The 18,135-nt window shown below is 61.0% G+C and carries 14 protein-coding genes and 3 pseudogenes; 11 read left to right on the top strand and 6 right to left on the bottom strand.

Going from position 1 to position 18,135, the window contains the following annotated elements:
- Positions 1-91: 91 nt before the first annotated feature.
- Both nudE and cysQ read left to right on the top strand, forming a co-directional pair.
- Entirely contained in the window at positions 92-658 is a 567-nt protein-coding gene (gene nudE, locus KBY02_RS22095; protein WP_003372295.1) for an ADP compounds hydrolase NudE, read from the top strand.
- Positions 655-1,497, top strand: coding sequence for a 3'(2'),5'-bisphosphate nucleotidase CysQ (cysQ, locus tag KBY02_RS22090; RefSeq protein ID WP_225650754.1), 843 nt, complete (start codon positions 655-657; stop codon positions 1,495-1,497). The genes nudE and cysQ overlap by 4 nt, the downstream gene beginning before the upstream one ends.
- 546 nt (positions 1,498-2,043) lie before the next feature.
- On the opposite strand, the gene KBY02_RS22085 is transcribed toward cysQ, so the two are convergent.
- From KBY02_RS22085 to rfbB, 5 genes are all read right to left on the bottom strand, one after another.
- Positions 2,044-2,517: a YiiD C-terminal domain-containing protein gene (locus tag KBY02_RS22085; protein ID WP_024659893.1), complete on the bottom strand. Its 474-nt coding sequence runs from the start codon at positions 2,515-2,517 to the stop codon at positions 2,044-2,046.
- The gene (locus KBY02_RS22080; protein ID WP_024659894.1) at positions 2,504-3,895 is read right to left on the bottom strand and encodes a sigma-54-dependent transcriptional regulator; all 1,392 of its coding nucleotides are present in this window, start codon (positions 3,893-3,895) and stop codon (positions 2,504-2,506) included. Before KBY02_RS22080 ends, KBY02_RS22085 begins: the two co-directional genes overlap by 14 nt.
- Complete coding sequence (locus KBY02_RS22075) at positions 3,892-5,700, bottom strand: sensor histidine kinase (protein WP_032607501.1); 1,809 nt, start codon at positions 5,698-5,700, stop codon at positions 3,892-3,894. Before KBY02_RS22075 ends, KBY02_RS22080 begins: the two co-directional genes overlap by 4 nt.
- Before the next feature lie 170 nt (positions 5,701-5,870).
- Positions 5,871-6,416: a dTDP-4-dehydrorhamnose 3,5-epimerase gene (gene rfbC, locus KBY02_RS22070; RefSeq protein ID WP_024640486.1), complete on the bottom strand. Its 546-nt coding sequence runs from the start codon at positions 6,414-6,416 to the stop codon at positions 5,871-5,873.
- A gap of 80 nt (positions 6,417-6,496) precedes the next feature.
- A complete protein-coding gene (gene rfbB / locus KBY02_RS22065) occupies positions 6,497-7,579 on the bottom strand; it encodes a dTDP-glucose 4,6-dehydratase (RefSeq protein WP_104684665.1) in 1,083 nt (360 codons plus the stop codon).
- 242 nt (positions 7,580-7,821) lie between these two features.
- Here rfbB and KBY02_RS22060 point away from each other — a divergent pair, with 242 nt between their 5' ends.
- The 4 genes from KBY02_RS22060 to KBY02_RS22045 all read left to right on the top strand — a co-directional run bounded on the left by KBY02_RS22060 (position 7,822) and on the right by KBY02_RS22045 (position 14,990).
- The gene (locus KBY02_RS22060) at positions 7,822-10,734 is read left to right on the top strand and encodes an aminotransferase (protein WP_225650753.1); all 2,913 of its coding nucleotides are present in this window, start codon (positions 7,822-7,824) and stop codon (positions 10,732-10,734) included.
- A 344-nt stretch (positions 10,735-11,078) separates the two neighbouring features.
- Positions 11,079-11,957, top strand: coding sequence for an N-carbamoylputrescine amidase (aguB, locus tag KBY02_RS22055; RefSeq protein ID WP_003372277.1), 879 nt, complete (start codon positions 11,079-11,081; stop codon positions 11,955-11,957).
- A gap of 5 nt (positions 11,958-11,962) precedes the next feature.
- Positions 11,963-13,069 carry an agmatine deiminase gene (gene aguA / locus KBY02_RS22050; RefSeq protein ID WP_011269318.1) on the top strand — a complete coding sequence of 369 codons (1,107 nt, stop codon included), beginning with the start codon at positions 11,963-11,965 and terminating at the stop codon, positions 13,067-13,069.
- A gap of 646 nt (positions 13,070-13,715) precedes the next feature.
- The gene (locus KBY02_RS22045) at positions 13,716-14,990 is read left to right on the top strand and encodes an OprD family porin (RefSeq protein ID WP_057457235.1); all 1,275 of its coding nucleotides are present in this window, start codon (positions 13,716-13,718) and stop codon (positions 14,988-14,990) included.
- 271 nt (positions 14,991-15,261) lie between these two features.
- On the opposite strand, the gene KBY02_RS22040 is transcribed toward KBY02_RS22045, so the two are convergent.
- Positions 15,262-15,756, bottom strand: coding sequence for a hypothetical protein (locus KBY02_RS22040; RefSeq protein WP_004407013.1), 495 nt, complete (start codon positions 15,754-15,756; stop codon positions 15,262-15,264).
- A gap of 160 nt (positions 15,757-15,916) precedes the next feature.
- On the opposite strand from KBY02_RS22040, the gene KBY02_RS22035 reads away from it, so the two are divergent.
- The 5 genes and pseudogenes from KBY02_RS22035 to KBY02_RS22015 all read left to right on the top strand — a co-directional run.
- Entirely contained in the window at positions 15,917-16,486 is a 570-nt protein-coding gene (locus KBY02_RS22035; RefSeq protein ID WP_225650752.1) for a GNAT family N-acetyltransferase, read from the top strand.
- A pseudogene (locus KBY02_RS22030) lies at positions 16,461-17,126 on the top strand (Fic family protein); the annotation flags it as partial. The gene KBY02_RS22035 and the pseudogene KBY02_RS22030, both read left to right, overlap by 26 nt.
- A 94-nt stretch (positions 17,127-17,220) precedes the next feature.
- Positions 17,221-17,679 (top strand): annotated as a pseudogene (locus tag KBY02_RS26290) (GNAT family N-acetyltransferase); the annotation flags it as partial.
- 15 nt (positions 17,680-17,694) lie between these two features.
- Entirely contained in the window at positions 17,695-17,925 is a 231-nt protein-coding gene (locus tag KBY02_RS22020) for a type II toxin-antitoxin system RelB/DinJ family antitoxin (protein ID WP_080377128.1), read from the top strand.
- Positions 17,926-17,976: 51 nt separating this feature from the next.
- Positions 17,977-18,132: pseudogene (locus KBY02_RS22015) on the top strand (GNAT family N-acetyltransferase); the annotation flags it as partial.
- Between the last annotated feature and the right edge of the window lie 3 nt (positions 18,133-18,135).

Here is an 18,135-nt window from a genome sequence, read left to right as displayed (position 1 = left end):
CTCGTCAGGGGGTTGATAGCGGGTAAGCATATCCGACACAGACATCGGGAAAAGCTCGGTATAGTACCTCGTTCATGTAAAGGAGCCTGTCATGCGTCAGAAACCTACCGTACTTGCCCGCGCAATCGTCGCCAGTAGTCGTCTGTTCCGCGTTGAAGAGCTGCAATTGCGCTTTGCCAATGGCGTCGAGCGGACCTACGAGCGTCTGGCCAGCAAAGGCACGGGCCCCGGCGCGGTGATGATCGTGGCCATGCTCGATGCCGATCACGCTGTGCTGATCGAAGAATATTGCGGTGGCACCGATGCCTACGAGCTGTCCCTGCCCAAGGGCCTGATCGAGCCGGGCGAAGACGTGCTGGCGGCTGCCAACCGTGAACTCAAGGAAGAGGCCGGCTTCGGTGCGCGGGAGCTGGAACTGTTGACCGAGCTGTCGCTGTCCCCCGGCTACATGAGCCAGAAAATTCAGGTGGTTCTGGCCACCGACCTGTACGAAGAGCGGCTGGAAGGCGACGAGCCCGAGCCGATCCGGGTCGACCGGATCAACCTGCGCGAGCTGTCGAGCCTTGCCCAGAATGCCCAGTTCAGCGAAGGCCGGGCGCTGGCCGCGCTGTACCTCACACGTGACCTGCTGACCCAGCGTGGATTGTTTCAGCCATGACCGATTCGTTGCACAACCTGCCACATCCGCTGCTCGCCCCGGTGATTGAACTCACGCGACTGGCGGGCGAAGTGATCCTGCCCTTCTGGCGCGCCAATGTCACCGTGACCACCAAGACTGACGACTCGCCGGTGACTGCCGCTGATCTGGCCGCCCATCAGGTGCTGGTCGAGGGCCTGCAGGCGCTTGATCCGGACATTCATGTGCTCTCCGAAGAGGACGCTGACATCCCCTTCAGCGAGCGGGCAGGCTGGGAGCGCTGGTGGCTGGTCGATCCGCTGGACGGCACCAAGGAGTTCATCTCCGGCAGCGAAGAGTTCACCGTCAATGTCGCGCTGATTGAACGCGGCCGCGTGGTATTCGGTGTGGTCTCGATGCCCACCAACAACCGTTGTTACTTCGGCGGTGCCGGGCTGGGTGCCTGGCGCAGCGATGGCGTCGGCCACCTCCAGCCGATCGCCGTGCGCAATCAGCTTGGCGAAGGGCAGACCTTTACCGTGGTCGCCAGCCGCCGCCACTCCAGCCCGGAGCAGGAGCATTTGCTGGCGGGCCTGTCGAACGGGCTGGGTCATTTGCAACTGACCAACATCGGCAGCTCACTGAAATTCTGCCTGCTGGCCGAAGGCGCCGCCGACTGCTACCCACGCCTGGCCCCGACCTCGCAATGGGACACCGCTGCGGCGCAGGGCGTGCTTGAAGGTGCAGGAGGCGAAGTGTTGCAACTGGACGGCCAGCCGTTCAGCTACCCGGCCCGCGAATCACTGCTCAACCCGTTCTTCCTGGCCCTGCCAGCCAACGCCGAATGGCGCGACAAACTGCTGGTGCTGGCGCAGTCCTGAGGCCTGTTTCAAGGCCTCTGCCCGGCGGGCGTAGAAGCGAACCGGGCGACGTTTCGCTTGCTCGCGAAAGGGCCGGTGCATCCACAGCAAATCCAGTGCTTGAAACGACGCCTTCGCGAACAAGTTCGCTCCTACAAAAGCGCTGAGACGCTTGGCTGAGACAGTTTCACCAGTGCAAAAGCGCACGGCCTGTTCTTCGCTTGATACAGGTATGCAGGGTCAGGCGCGTTCTTGTGGAGCCAGCTTGCTCGCGAATGCGATTGATCAGACGATGAATTTTTGCCGATTGCACCGGCCTCTTCGCGAGCAAGCTCGCTCCCACAGGTCTGCATCCACTACGCGCAGCCACACTGGCGCAACATGAACTGCCCGACAAAGCGCACGGCGTGTTCTTCGCTTGATACAGGTCTGCAGGGGCAGGCGCGTTCTTGTGGGAGCGAGCTTGCTCGCGAATACGATTGATCAGACGATGAATTTTTGCGGATTACACTGGCCTCTTCGCGAGCAAGTTGGCTCCCACGGGTAGTGAATTGACTGCGCGCAGCCTCACCGGTGCAACACAAACTGCCCGACAAAGCGCACGGCCTGTTCTTCACTGTCCTGCTCGCTGATGGCGGTGTGCAGGGTCAGGCGGGCGCGGCCTCGGCGTTGGTAGGTGGTGATGAATTTGTCCCATTGCGCCAGCTCGGGCGCGTCGCAGCGGGCGATGGCGTCGCTGCGTACCGGCAGTGGATAACTGATCTGTCCATCCTGAATCACGATATGCCCATCGGTGATCCCGGCTTCGCGCAGCCGCAGGTGCAGCCAGCCCCAGCCCGCCAGTACCGCGCCGCAATACAGGCTGCCGCCGAACAGTGTGCTCTTGTGGTTGACGTTGGGTGCCAGCGGCAGGTGCAGGCGCAGTGTCTGGTTGTGCCAGTCAATCACGCGCATGCCCATCTCGCGGGTCAGCGGGATGTCGTGGTGCAGCACCTGCTCCAGTGCGTGGGCGGCGTCATGTCCAGGCTCAATCGTTGTCATCGGAAGCTCCGCTGCTGTCGCCGAACGTCAGGCCGTGCTTGCGCAGTTTGTCGTGCAGGGTCTTGCGCGGCACACCCAGCGCTTCCGCGAGGCTGCGCACCGAGCTGTGCGGGCGCGCCAGTTCGGCGGCGATCAACGCGCGCTCGAAGCTTTCCACCTGATCACTCAAACCACCACCCGGCGGTGGCGCTTGCTCTGCATCAACGCCTTCCGGCTCCAGCTCCAGTTCCAGACCCAGCGCAAAACGCTCGGCAGCGTTTTGCAGTTCCCGGACGTTGCCCGGCCAGTTATGCCGCAACAGCAGCGCGCGCTGGCCCGGCTTGAGTTCGTGCTTGGGGATGCCGTGGCGCATGCTCGCGGCATCGGCGTAATGTTCGAACAGCATCAGCGCATCTTCACCCCGTTCGCGCAACGGCGGGATGCGCAGCGAGGCCACGTTCAGGCGGTAATACAAGTCTGCCCGGAAGCGGCCCTGATCGGCCGCGTGACGCAGGTCTTCCTTGGTCGCGGCGATGATGCGGATGTCCAGCGGGATCTGCTGATTGCTGCCCATTCGCTCAACCACGCGCTCCTGCAGCAGGCGCAGCAGCTTGACCTGCACGTCCAGGCTCATGCTTTCGATTTCATCGAGGAACAGCGTACCGCCGTTGGCAAATTCGAACTTGCCGATACGCCGCTTCTGCGCGCCGGTGAAGGCGCCTGGCTCGTGACCGAACAGCTCGCTTTCCACCACCGATTCAGCCAGCGCGCCGGCGTTGATCGCCACGAACGGGCCGCTGCGGCGGTTGGACAGGTCGTGCAGCGCGCGGGCAACCACTTCTTTGCCTGCGCCGGTTTCGCCGAGGATCAGCACGTCGGCTCGCGTCCCGGCCAATGCGCCGATTTGTTCGCGCAGACGCAGGATCGGCGGCGACTGACCGATCAGGCGTGTGCTCAGTTGTTGGCGATCACTCAGGGCCAGGCGCAGGCTGCGGTTATCCAGCACCAGACGGCGCAACGCCAGGGCACGGCGCACGCTGTCGAGCATGGCGTCGCTGGCGAAGGGTTTTTCCAGAAAGTCGTAGGCCCCGGCGCGCATGGCCTTTACCGCCAGCGGCACATCGCCATGCCCGGTGATCAGCAGTACCGGCAGGTCGGGGTCCTGCGCGTGAAGCTGGTCGAGCAGTTCCAGGCCATCCATGCCCTGCATGCGAATATCGCTGACCACCACGCCCGGCCAGTCGCGGCCGATGCGCTCGGCCAGCCCGGTCGCTTCGGGCAGCGATAGAACGTTCAGGCCAGCCAGGTCCAGCGTCTGACGCAGGGCCTGACGCAGGTGCGAATCGTCGTCGATCAGCACCACCTGAATCTGGCTGTCGATGGCTGTGTCCGAACTCATGCAGAAAGGTCCTCTGGCGGTTGAAGATTGGCCCCGGAAGCCCCGGCACGCAGGCGCAGGGTCAGCAGCGCACCGCCGCTGGGATGGTTGGCGAACAGCAATTCGCCGCCCAGCGCGCGCATCAGCGTATCGCAGATGGCCAGACCGAGGCCAAGGCCCTGGGTGCGAGTCTTGGTCGTAAAGAAGGGCTCGCGAGCCCGCGCCAGTGCTTCCTGGGAAAAGCCGGGGCCGTTGTCACGAATGTACAGGTTAACGCCCTCGGCGGTTTGCTCGACACTTATCCACAGCCTGCGCGGCGGGCCTTTTTCAGTGAGGGCGTCCAGCGCGTTGGCGATCAGATTGCCGAGCACCTGACGCAGACGGGTTTCACCGGCCTGCACCCAGATTGTGGCGTCCGGCAGGTCACGGATCAGTTCGACTTCCATGGCGCGCCGCCGCTTGGCCAGCAACGCCAGCGCATCTTCCAGCGCCGGTTGCAGTGCCACGCTTTCAGGGGCGTGGCGGTCGCGACGGGCGAAGGCGCGCAAGTGCGCGATGATCGAGGCCATGCGCCCGGTCAGTTCGCTGATCAGCTTGAGGTTGCCGCGGGCGTCCTCGGTGCGCTGATGATCGAGCAGCACTTCGGCGTTTTCGGCGTAACTGCGGATAGCGGCCAACGGCTGATTCAGCTCATGGCTGATACTCGCCGACATGGTGCCCAGCGCCGTCAGTTTGCTGGTCTGCACCAGTTCGTCCTGAGCCTGCACCAGTTCCTGCTGCGCCTGTTCGCGCTCCAGCACTTCCTGGCGCAGACGGCTGTTGAGCCCCTCCAGATCGCTGGTCCGCTCGATAACCCGCATCTCCAGCTCGCGGCGCGCCTTGGCCTCGAAAGCGATGCGGTCCAGATAATGACGACGACGCTGCATCATCAGGCCCAGCAACAACATCAGCACCAGCAGCGCTGCGCCGCCAATCGCCACCACCGTGCGTACCTGACGGTCGACAAGGGCGCGAGGCGCGAGGATGTTGACGTTCCAGCCGGTCTCTTCGATGGCCTGGGTCTGGGTCAGCCAGGCGTTTTCATCGATCCTCAACGGGCGCGGATCGCGGGTCGGGTAGGACTGGATCGCGACGATGGCTTTTTTCTCGTCATCGGTCAGGTCGCGGGTCGCCCGAAAACGCCATTCGGGGTTGGAAGTCAGAATCACCACGCCGTTCTGGTCGGTCAGCAGCAGTTGCTCGGGCGTCTTGCCCCACAGGGTTTCGGTGTGGTCCAGATCGACCTTGACCACCAGCACGCCGATGATTCGCTCACCGTCACGCACCGGGCCGGCGAAAAAGTAGCCACGTTTGGCAGAGGTCGTGCCGAGGCCGAAGAACCGCCCGGTTCTGCCCGCCCGCGCATCGATGAAATAGGGCCTGAACGAGAAGTTTCGGCCAATGAAACTGTCCTTGTGATCCGAGTTGGAGGCCGCCAGGGTCAGGCCGTTTGCGTCCATCAGGTACATGACATCGGCACCGGTCTGACGCGTGATTTCGCTGAGCAGACGGTTGGCGTTTACCAGGGTAGGTGTGTCGCCCGGTGCCGCCAGTGCGGCGCGCAAGGCCGGCAGGTCGCCGAGGATCTGCGGCAGGGTTTCGTAACGGTGCAGGGTGCCGAGCAGGTTGGCGACGTACAGGTCCAGGGTCTGGCGGTTCTGATTGGCCAGCACGTTGCGGTAATAACGTTCGGCCAGATGCTCCAGCGGCCACAGCAACGGCGCCAGGCAGAGTGCCAGAAGGGCAAGGCTGCGCCAGCGAGGGCGGGGCGGCAGAGCGGGAGTCATGGTCATCGATTGGCCGTCGCCGAAGGGTTGACGATGCCTGCTGGCGATCACGCCGCGGCAGGCAACAAAAACACCCGGTCGATCCTGACGTGGGCATCAGGCGCGTATTATGCCCGCCGCCGGCTTGTCAGGCACCCGGACATTACGCCGGGCGGCCTTGGGTCGCGGGCTCAGGGAAACAGGTCGGCTTCTTTCAGGCGCTTGCCTTGTTGGTCCTTGGCCGACAGGTTGGGTTGGCCGTCGAATTGCCAGTCGATGGCCAGATCCGCATCGTCCCAGGCGATGCAGCGTTCGGCCGAAGGCGTGTAGTAGTCGGTGGTCTTGTACAGGAACTCGGCGTTTTCGCTGAGCACCACGAAGCCATGGGCAAAGCCCTCCGGAACCCACAGCTGACGGGCGTTTTCAGCAGACAGCTCGACGCCGACCCACTGGCCGAAGTTCGGCGAGCTGCGGCGAATGTCCACGGCCACATCCAGCACCTTGCCGACCGTGACGCGCACCAGTTTGCCCTGGGCATTCTCGATCTGATAATGCAGACCGCGCAGGACGCCGCGCTGCGAACGGGAGTGGTTGTCCTGTACGAATTCACGGGTCAGGCCAGTGGCAGCCTGAAAAGCCTTGGCGTTGAAGCTTTCATAGAAAAAACCTCGTTCATCACCGAATACCTTGGGTTCGAGAATCAGGACTTCCGGCAATTTTGTTGCGACTACGTTCACGTGGCTTCCCCTGCAATGTTCAATAAGTCGTGGCGACTCGACAGTCTGCCCTGAGGCGCGCCTGCCGAGAAGGGTGCTGATCAGGCAATCAGGTCTTTAGGCTCGGTAAAGCCCAGTCGTTCGCCCTGATAACTGCCGTCCTGAACCCTGCGGCACCAGTCCAGGTTATCCAGGTACCACTGCACAGTCTTGCGCAGCCCGGACTCGAAGGTTTCTTCGGGCGTCCAGCCCAGATCGTTGTCGATCTTGCTCGCGTCGATGGCGTAACGCTGATCGTGGCCCGGACGGTCGACCACGTAGGTGATCAGGTCGCTGTACTGTGCGACGCCTGCCGGATGCTGCGGGGCGAGCTCATCGAGCAGCGCGCAGATACCACGCACCACGTCGATGTTTTTCTGCTCGTTGTGGCCACCGATGTTGTACGTCTCGCCGACTTCACCTTCGGTCACCACCTTGAGCAGGGCCCGCGCGTGATCTTCGACATACAGCCAGTCGCGCACCTGCAGGCCATTGCCGTACACCGGCAGCGGCTTGCCCGCCAGGGCGTTGAGAATCACCAGCGGGATGAGCTTTTCCGGGAAGTGGAACGGCCCATAGTTGTTGGAGCAGTTGGTCACCACCACCGGCAGGCCATAGGTACGGTGCCAGGCACGCACCAGATGGTCGGACGCCGCCTTGCTCGCCGAGTAGGGTGAGCTGGGCGCATACGGTGTGGTTTCGGTGAACAGATCATCGACACCGTGCAGGTCGCCATACACCTCATCAGTGGAAATATGGTGAAAGCGGAACGCCTGGCGCTGCGCTTCCGGCAGTTTCAGCCACCAGGCGCGCGTGGCTTCCAGCAGGCTGTACGTGCCGACGATGTTGGTCTGGATGAACTCGGCCGGACCATCGATGGAGCGGTCGACGTGGGATTCAGCCGCCAGGTGCATGATCGCCTGCGGCGCAAAGCGCTCGAGCACCGCGCTGACGCGGGCCTGATCGCAGATATCCGCCTGCACGAACTCATAGCGCGTGTCGGTGGCAATCGACTGCAGCGATTCAAGGTTGCCCGCGTAGGTCAATTTGTCGAAGTTCAGCACTTCGTGGTCGGTGTTGTTTATCAGGTGGCGGATCAGTGCAGAGCCGATGAAACCTGCGCCCCCGGTAACGAGTATTCGCATGAACTGACCTTCTTGTGTGTTCTGGAGTAATGCAGCATAGCGCTTGAGCGCGTATGACAGGATCGAACCATTAAACCCGAGCAGGCGGTTGAATAAAACTCCGGCTTATTTCCGACCTGAGGTGCAGGTGCGGATTGGTCGCGCAGTGCAATCCCCCTATAGTCAATGCCCCTACAGTTGCGCGACTGCCCATCACGCCTTGCTCATTGAGCCCGGGCCTGACAACAACAACGAGGTTCTCCATGCCGCTTGCCACGCTCATCCGCCGATCCAGTCTGCCTTGCCCCGAGGTCAGCGCGGACCAGGCGCTGCAATTGCTCGCGCAGCACTACGGGCTGAGCGGCACCCTGAAAGCGCTGGGCAGCCAGCAGGATCGCAACTTTCTGCTGGATACCGGCACGCGGCGTTATGTGCTGAAAATCTGCCACGGGGCGTATTCGACCAGCGAGCTGAACGCCCAGCACGCGGCGTTGCATCATCTGGCCGGCCACAGTGCGTTCAAGGTGCCGGGCGTGATCCGTGCCATCGACACCGAACAGTTACTGTCGGTCGACATCGACGGGCAGGCGGTGCATGTGCGTCTGCTGGAGTTCATCGACGGGCAATCGCTGGGGCATGTCGAGCACCTGGGCCGTGACATCGTGGTCGAGCTGGGCGAACTGTGTGCCCATGTGGATATTGCGCTGGCCGATTTCGACCACCCCGGTCTGCAGCGCATTCTGCAGTGGGACCCGCGCCACGCCCACGCGTTGATCAAGCACCTGCTGCCGGTGATCAAGGATGCCGACGCCCGCGCCTGTCTGATCGAAGCCGGCGAGCAGGCTCATCGCCGTCTGTTGCCATTGATTGCCGCACTGCCGATACAGGCAGTGCATCTGGACATCTCCGAGCACAACGCAGTCTGGCGGCGTGAGGCGGGGCACCCGTGGCACTTGCAGGGGCTGATTGATTTCGGCGATCTGCTCAGTACCTGGCGAGTGGCTGACCTGTCGGTGACCTGCGCTGCGCTGCTGCACCATGCCGAGGGTGATCCGCTGTACATCCTCCCGGCCATTGCCGCCTATCACGCCCTCAATCCGCTGAAGATCGAGGAATTGCAGGCGCTCTGGCCGCTGATCGTCGCTCGATCCGCAGTGCTTGTGCTCAGCAGCGAACAACAGGCCAGCGTCGAGCCTGGCAATGCGTATATCCAGGCCAACCTTGCCGGCGAATGGAACATTTTCGATGTCGCCACTTCGGTGCCGATGGCGCTGATGGAAGCCGCCATTCTGCGCGCGGTGGGACTGGACCTGCCGCCTGTCGAGCAACCTGCCTATTCGCCGTTGTTGCCCAGCCTGGCGGGGCTTCAGCCGGTGCTGGTGGATCTGGGCGTGCTCAGCGAGCACTTCGTGGCAGGCAACTGGGAGCAGAGCGGCATCGATGAATACCTGCTTTCGCAAGCGGCCGGGGACAGTGGTCTGGCAGCCAGCAGGTTCGGTGAATACCGTCTGTCACGCACCTTGCCTGACTGCGCCAGCGAGCCGGAGACCTTTGCGCTGCACGTCGAATTGCATGTGCCCGCAGCAACGCCGCTGCATGCGCCGTTCGAGGGCACCTTGCGGCTGACGGCCGATGCTGCGGTGCTGTTGGTCGGCGAGCGCGTCAGTTTGAAGCTGTGGGGTGTGTTGCCGGAGGCTTCGCTGCAGGGTCAAGTGGCGGCGGGTTCTTTGATCGGGCAGGGCGGTGGCTCGCTGTTGCTGCAATTATGTACCGCGCCGGACCTCAGCCCGCCGCTGTTCAGCACACCGGCCTGGGCAGATGCCTGGCGCGCAGTGTGCCCGTCGCCGTCGGCGCTGCTGGGTTTTGATTGTGACGCGCCAGCCTTGCAGGACGCCGCGCAATTGCTGGCGCGCCGTGATGCCAGCTTTGCCCGCTCGCAAAAGCACTACTACCAGGCCCCGCCGCACATCGAGCGCGGCTGGCGTAACCACCTGATCGACATGCAGGGCCGCTCCTACCTGGACATGCTCAATAACGTCGCCGTTCTCGGTCATGGCCACCCGCGCATGGCCCACGAGGCGGCGCGGCAGTGGTCGCTGCTCAACACCAACTCGCGCTTTCACTATGCGGCGATCGCCGAGTTCTCAGAGCGCCTGCTCAAGCTGGCCCCCGAGGGCATGGATCGCGTGTTTCTGGTCAACAGCGGCACCGAGGCCAACGATCTCGCGATCAGGCTGGCGTGGGCTTACAGCGGTGGTCGCGACATGCTCAGTGTGCTGGAGGCGTATCACGGCTGGTCGGTGGCCACCGATGCCATTTCAACCTCGATCGCCGACAACCCGCAGGCGCTCAGCACCCGCCCGGACTGGGTGCATCCGGTCACCGCGCCCAACACCTATCGCGGGCCGTTCAGGGGCGCGGACAGTGCGCCGCAGTACGTGCGCAGTGTCGATCAGGCCCTTGCCACGCTGGCTGAGCAGCAACGGCAGGTGGCGGGCTTCATCTGCGAGCCGGTGTATGGCAATGCGGGCGGGATTTCCCTGCCGCCGGGCTATTTGCAACAGGTGTATCAGAAGGTCCGCGCGGTGGGTGGCGTGTGTATTGCCGATGAGGTGCAGGTGGGTTATGGCCGGCTAGGGCACTACTTCTGGGGCTTCGAAGAGCAGGGCGTGGTGCCGGACATCATCAGCATGGCCAAAGGCATGGGCAACGGCCATCCGCTGGGCGCGGTGATCACCCGCCGTGAGATTGCCGAGGCGCTGGAGGCCGAGGGCTATTTCTTCTCGTCATCCGGTGGCAGCCCGGTCAGTTGCCGGATCGGCATGGCGGTGCTGGATGTCATGGAGGAGGAAAAACTCTGGGATAACGCCCGAATCGTGGGTGACCACTTCAAGGCGCGGCTGCAGGCCCTGGCCGATATACATCCGCTGGTGGGCGCGGTGCACGGCATGGGCTTTTATCTGGGCATGGAACTGGTTCGCGACCGCCACACCCTGGAACCCGCCACAGAAGAAACCGCGCGCCTGTGCGAGCGCCTGCGTGAACTGGGCATCTTCATGCAGCCGACCGGTGACTACCTGAACATCCTGAAAATCAAACCCCCGATGTGCACCACCCGGCAAAGCGTGGACTTTTTCGTCGACAACGTATCGAAGGTGCTGCGCGAACTGGAATAGAGGACGCAGAGCGTCCAGAACGGCATACCCACGCGGAGCATGGGCACGATAGGTGGTGCCTGACGGGGCACTACCGCCATACCCGGATCTGCTCTTGATTCTGGCCGAAGGCCGTAGGAGCGAACTTGTTCGCGAAGGGCCGTCGCGTCACACCCAGCTCGTAGGAATGAGCGCGGTCATGAGTCTTAAGCAGATTAATATCGGTAAAATATACAAATAAATTCATGATAAGCAAATTATAAGCTTTTAATACCGATTTATATCCGCTATAAAGACGTTCATAATCGTCATCGCCTGTCTGCTATGGTGATAAGTCCTTTGCAACCGCCCCTGGAGATATTTTCATGAGCCGTATCGTTTCTGTCGCTGCTACCCAGATGGCCTGCTCCTGGGATCTGGAAGCCAACATCGAGACCGCTGAAAAGCTGGTACGCGAAGCTGCCGCCAAGGGCGCCCAGATCATCCTGATTCAGGAACTGTTCGAAACCCCGTACTTCTGCCAGAAGCCGAACCCGGACTATCTGCAGTTGGCGACTACCCTCGAATCCAACGTCGCGATCAAGCACTTCCAGAAAATCGCCAAAGAACTGCAGGTCGTCTTGCCGATCAGCTTCTTCGAGCTGGCAGGGCGTGCGCGTTTCAACAGCATCGCGATCATCGACGCAGATGGCAGCAACTTGGGCATCTACCGCAAGAGCCACATCCCGGACGGCCCTGGCTACCACGAAAAGTACTACTTCAACCCGGGCGACACCGGCTTTAAAGTCTGGCAGACCCGTTATGCGAAAATCGGCGTCGGTATCTGCTGGGATCAGTGGTTCCCGGAGTGCGCGCGCAGCATGGCGTTGCAGGGCGCGGAAATTCTGTTCTACCCGACTGCCATCGGCAGCGAGCCGCATGACAAGACCATCAGCTCGCGTGACCATTGGCAGCGCGTGCAGCAAGGTCACGCCGGCGCGAACCTGATGCCGCTGATTGCCAGCAACCGCATTGGCAACGAAGAGCAGGACGGCTACGACATCACGTTCTACGGTTCGTCGTTCATCGCCAACCAGTTCGGTGAAAAAGTCGCCGAGCTCAACGAAACCGAAGAGGGCGTGCTGGTCCACAGCTTCGACCTGGACGAGCTGGAGCACATCCGCAGTGCCTGGGGCACGTTCCGTGATCGCCGCCCTAACCTGTACGGCGCGGTGAAGACCCTCGACGGTTCGCTGGAGTCCTGATCGCCATGACCACGCTCAATAGCACGCCACGCGCCGACGGTTTCCACATGCCGGCCGAATGGGCACCGCAAACCCAGGTCTGGATGGTCTGGCCCGAGCGCCCGGACAACTGGCGCCTGGGTGGCAAGCCCGCCCAGGCTGCCCACGTCGCCATCGCCAAGGCCATCGCCCGCTTTGAGCCGGTCACGGTGGCTGTGTCGGCTGCACAATACGACAACGCCCGTGCGCGGCTGGACATGCCGAACATCCGGGTTGTGGAAATGAGCAGCAACGATGCCTGGGTGCGCGACAGCGGGCCGACGTTCGTCATCAACGACCGTGGCGAAGTGCGCGGCGTGAACTGGGAATTCAATGCCTGGGGCGGCTTCGATGGCGGCCTGTATGCGCCGTGGAATCTCGATTCGCAACTGGGCGGCAAAGTACTCGAAATCGAGCGCTGCCCGCGTTACGTCACCGAAGGCTTCGTTCTCGAAGGCGGCTCGATCCACGTGGATGGCGAGGGCACGCTGATCACCACCGAAGAGTGCCTGCTCAATCGCAACCGCAACCCGCACCTGACCCGCGAACAGATCGAAACGATCCTCGGCGATTACCTGGCTGTGGATAAAGTCATCTGGTTGCCGGAAGGCCTGTTCAACGACGAAACCGACGGGCATGTGGATAACTTCTGCTGCTACATCCGTCCGGGCGAAGTGTTACTGGCCTGGACCGATGATCCCGAAGACCCCAACTACTCACGCTGCCACGCGGCATTGAGTATTTTGGAAAACACCCTGGATGCCAAGGGTCGTGCGTTTATCGTGCATAAAATGCCGATTCCGGGCCCATTGTTCGCCACGGAAGAAGAATGCGCAGGCGTCGATCAGGTGCATGGCAGCCAGGAGCGCAACCCTTCGGTGCGCCTGGCCGGGTCGTATGTGAATTTTCTGATCGTCAACGGCGGCATCATTGCGCCGAGTTTCGACGATCCGATGGACGAAAAGGCCCGTGAGATCCTGCAAAAGCTGTTTCCAGAGCATGAGGTGGTGATGGCGCCGGGCCGTGAATTGCTGCTAGGTGGGGGCAATATCCACTGCCTGACACAGCAACAGCCAGCCCCTCACAAGAACTAGTGCTTAGTAACTAGTTGTAACTAACAGCAACTAGTTGGTCCCGTTTTTGCTGTATTAAGCCCGTCATCTGACGGGCTTTTTTATGCGTTACCTTATAACTAAATTGGGCTCGTTTATCCGAATGACCCTAAATCAGACTGGCGAAAACCCGTTTTCTTAGCTTGACTGTCACATGGCATCAGTAGATTTAGCCCCTCATGAATCAAGAGGTTTTCGTTATGAATGCAGGTATGAGCCAACAGCGAGTTCGTGGTTTTTCTGCTTCGCTCAGTAACGAGGCACGCCAGCGAGTGGCGGATTGGTTAAGGACGACCAGGCCCGTGAAAGCCAGACCGGACGTTCGCGCCATGCTGCTGCAGCGCTATCCGGCAGGCCTGTTCAACGATGCCGAATTCGAAGCGTTGGCGCGTGTGCTGACAGATTAAGCAATACACCAGACCAGGCCCCGGCCATCCACACGTTTGACACCCCCAGGCACCCGAACTAGGATTCGCGCCCCACTGCCTGTGGCTCCACCCCCTGTACGTGCTTCGTAGTCCACTGCGATGACCTCGTGCGGCGCTCCACCGCCTGACCAGAGGCGGGAAGCCAGACGGCCATTGGCCGCCGCCACAGCGCATGTCATTTGCAGAACAAGGAAGACAAAATGCTTAACACACGTATGGGCATGCTCGCTTTGGGCATCATCAGCGCCAGTCAGGCCATGGCCCAGGGGCAGGCCGATTCGAAGGGCTTCGTTGAAGGCAGTAGCCTGAACGTCAACCTGCGAAACGCCTACATCAATCGCGACTTCAAAAACGACCGTGAAGACAAATCCGAATGGGGCCAGGGCTTCATGGGCACCTTCGCGTCCGGTTTCACTCAGGGCACGGTTGGTGTGGGCGTCGACGCTTTTGCGCTGTACGGCATTCGCCTTGATGGCGGAAAGGGCCGCAGCGGCAATGGCGGCATCGACTTCTTCAAGCAGGGCGACAGCGGCGCGGCTGCCGATGACCTGTCCCGTGCAGGCGCAGCGGTAAAAGCACGCTTCTCGAATACCGTCATCAAATACGGCGATCAGATGCCGCAATTGCCGGTATTGAACTACGACAACTCCCGTCTGCTGCCGGAAAGCTACACTGGCACCCTGATCACCTCCAAAGAGATCGAGGGGCTGGAAGTGGTCGCCGGGCGTTTCACCCAGGAAGCGCGCAAGAGCGCCGAAGGTCGCGACAGTGGTGATCTGAAAAGCATCAACGTCTACGGCGCCAGCTACAAATTCACCGATGAGTTCAGCGCCGCTTTCTATGCCTCCGACAACGAAGATGTGTTCAAGAAGCAGTACCTGAACCTGAACTATGTCTTCGCACTGCCGCAAGACCAGTCGCTGACCTTCGACTTCAACGGCTACAAGACCCGACTGGATAAAGACTTCACTGCCAGCGACGCGCGTGACAACAAGATCTGGAGCCTGGCCGCGACCTGGGCCGTGGGCATCCACTCCTTCACCCTGGCGCATCAGCGCAGCACCGGTGACATGGGTTACGCCTACGGAGGCTATCGCAACGATGGCGGTTTTGGTGATGGCGGTAACACCATCTACCTCGCCAACTCCTACTGGTCCGACTTCAACGGCAAGGACGAACGTTCTTGGCAGGCGGCCTATGGCGTCGACCTGTCCGGGCTGGTCCTGCCCGGCCTGAGCTACAAGGCTGCCTACGTACGCGGCGACAACATCGACGATGGCACCGCAGGCAGCGGCGACGGCACGGAACGCGAGATATTCAGCCAGCTGACCTACGTGGTCCAGAGCGGCCCGGCCAAAGACCTCTCGCTCCGCCTGCGCAACTCGTTCCTGCGCGTCTCGGACGATGCACAGGCCTACAACAGCGAAGGCAACGAGACACGCATCTTCGTTGACTACCCGATCAACATTTTCTGATCCGGGGGCGGCGGCCTGGCAAAGGCCGTCGCCTGAATCCTGATCGTGCCCATGCTCCAGCGCTCATCGCTATACAAGTCTGCTTTTGATTCTGGCCGGAGGCCGTGGGAGCGAACTTGTTCGCGAAGAGGGCTGGATAATCGCCGAAAATGCATGACTGAAACACCGTTCGTGCTCCAGCGTGGGCATACCTTCCCTGACGCTCTCCGTCACATCTACCCATCCCAAGTCTGTCAGTCACGTCAAAGAACATGACAGGGCCGCACCTGACTCAGTCCGCAATCAACTGAACAAACACTGCGAACCCGCCGAGGAATACCCAGAAAAAGCTGAACAGCCAAGGACTGCGCTTGGAGAACAGCAAGGACTTTTTCGGCCCGGTTTCGCTGGATTCCCAATCGCTGAACAACGGCGAGTCGTCATAGGTCAGCCCGATGACCGGCTCGCTGAGCAGCAGTTGCGCCTGTTTGTGGTGCCAGTGCTGGATGATGTCGCAGGCTGCCCGAATACCCGGCCAGGCGAACAGCGTACTGAGCAGCCCCAGCAAGGCGAGCATCGGCGGCACAACCAGCGTAAACATCGCGCCCCAGGCCGTGTTCATGTTGGCCATCGACGATGCGTAGGCGATCACCAGGAATGACTGCGCCGACAAATAGGCGTTGGTGCGGTTGGAGAGGTTGGTGGTTTCGTAATGAATTTCGCGTCGATAAAAATCCAGACGTTCCTTGGGCGAGCCAAACAATTTGACTTGCTGCTCATCCACCACACTTTGGGGTGTCTGATCCGTAATGATTCTGGGCACTGGGGTTTCCGATGTATAAAAGATGCAGGATAGACCCCCACCTGCAGCCGACAGTTCGACTTAAATCCCCGGCATACGGGACCGTTCATCCAGTGATCATCGTTCGATGAACAGGGACATCGTCATGACCATCACCCCCACGCTGCACACCGAGCGTCTGCTGCTGACGCCACTTCAGCTCGAGGATGCGCCTGCGGTTCAGCAACGCTTCCCGCTATGGGACATCGTGCGCTACCTGAACAACCGCGTCCCCTGGCCTTATCCACAGGACGGTGCGCTGCGCTACATTCAGGACGTCGCACTGCCCGCCATAGCAAACGGCACCGAATGGCACTGGATGATCCGCCTGCAGAGCGCGCCCCACGAGATCATCGGCAGCATCACCCTGATGACCCATCCCGGCAACAACCGCGGCTTCTGGCTGCACCCGGACTGGCAAGGCCACGGCTACATGAAAGAGGCCTGCCGTGTGATCAATCGACAGTGGTTCGACGTGATGGGCATGCCCCTGATGCAAGTGCCCAAAGCCGCCCCCAATGAAGCCTCGCGGCGCATCTCGATCAGCGAAGGCATGCGCAAGGTGAGCACGCAGGAGGGCGAGTTTGTTGGCGGACGGTTCGAGGTGGAAGTCTGGGAGATGACGCGGGAGGAGTGGTTGCGCCTACACGAATACCCCGGTCAAGGCGCGCTTTAGCCAAGGTCGCAATCAGCGTGAAGACTTACCGCTGTATCCGGAGATGGCTATACGTGAAGGCATCGTCAACGCTTTCGCTCATCGAGACTACAGCAGCTTTTCCGGCGGCATCAAAGTAGAGATCAGTCCGGTCCGACTGCAGATCTGGAACTCCGGCAGCCTTCCGGACGGCGTCGATGCGGACAAGCTGCAACAGGGCCATATTTCAGTGCTGCGCAATCCTGATATTGCCCACGCACTTTATTTACAGGGCTATATGGAAAAGCTGGGTCGCGGCAGCGTACTTATTCGTCAGGCCTGCGAAGAGAACGGCCTTGCGCCTCCTGTTTGGTATAGCGAAGGAAACTCTGGAGTCACCCTCACATTCCTTACCCCGGAAGTCGCCCCGGAAGCCACCCCGGAAGCCACCCCGGAAGTCGAAAAGCTGATTGTGCTCGTAAATGGAGACATCAAACGCATTGAGCTTCAGCACCAGTTGAAGCTGGCTGACGCGGAACACTTCCGTAAACATTACCTTTCTCCCGCGCTTGAGCAGGGCGTTCTCGCCATGACCATTCCGGAAAAACCGACCAGCAGCAATCAGCGATATCGTCTGACGAGCCTGGGGAAAATCGTTCGTAAGCGACTCGATGGGCAATGAGCGCCTTGACGATCAGGCCCGCCAACAAAGCTAAGTGGTCGCGGTTCGTGGATAGGGCACCTGACGTCGAGCCTTTGATACGGGAGCAAACACAATGCAACAGATTCTAGAAAATGATCCCGACATCACCCTGGTAACGGTCCAGCCCGAAGACTTCGAAACCTTGGTGGCCATACGTATCGAAGCCATGCGCGAAAGCCTCGAGCGCGTTGGCCGGTTCGATCCGGTGCGCGCCCAAGAGCGCTTTCGTGAAGGGTTTTCTGCGTCATGCACACATTACATCCAGGTCGCCGGCAGCAAGGTCGGCTTCGTGGTCGTCAAACCGAGCAGCGACGGCCTGCTGCTGGATCACCTGTACATCAAGCCTGCTGTTCAAGGGCAGGGCATTGGTGCTGCCGTGCTTCGGCAAGTCTTCGCACAAGCGGACGCGACCGCATCCACAGTACGAGTGGGCGCCCTGAAAGAAAGCGACTCCAACCGCTTCTACGTTCGTCACGGGTTTCAGCTCGTTGAGAGCGGCGAGTTCGATAACTACTATTTCCGCCCGCAACGTTTTGAGGGTGCCCCGATGGCGTCTATCAACGTTCGTATCGACGACGATCTCAAAGCGCGTGCTTACCTCGAGCTGGAAAGGCTTGGCGCCACCTCCTCGGAATTACTGCGCCAAACCCTTCAATACGTAGCTGAGCACGGCCAGCTACCCTTCATGATGACCGAGGAAGACGAAGCGCTACTGGCAACTGTCCGCGAGCGCCTGGCATCTCCGCAGCGGGTAAAGGTTTCACTGGATGACCTATAACCTCGAATTCGATGCGCGAGTTCTAAAGGTTTGGCACAAATCAGGAGATACCGTGCGTCAGCAGATGCCACCGCATCCACGTTACACATCAGCGCCCTGAAAGAAAGCGACTCCAACCGTTTCTACGTCCGCCACGGGTTTCAGCTCGTTGAGAGCGGCGAGTTCGACAACTACTACCTCCGCCCGCAACGTTTGCCTATTTGCTGACGG

This window comes from Pseudomonas sp. P129 (genome assembly GCF_020312195.1).
Taxonomy (GTDB): Bacteria; Pseudomonadota; Gammaproteobacteria; order Pseudomonadales; family Pseudomonadaceae; genus Aquipseudomonas; species Aquipseudomonas fragariae.
Note: the sequence above shows the minus strand (reverse complement) of the source record. Positions and strands in the feature narration are given on the sequence as shown.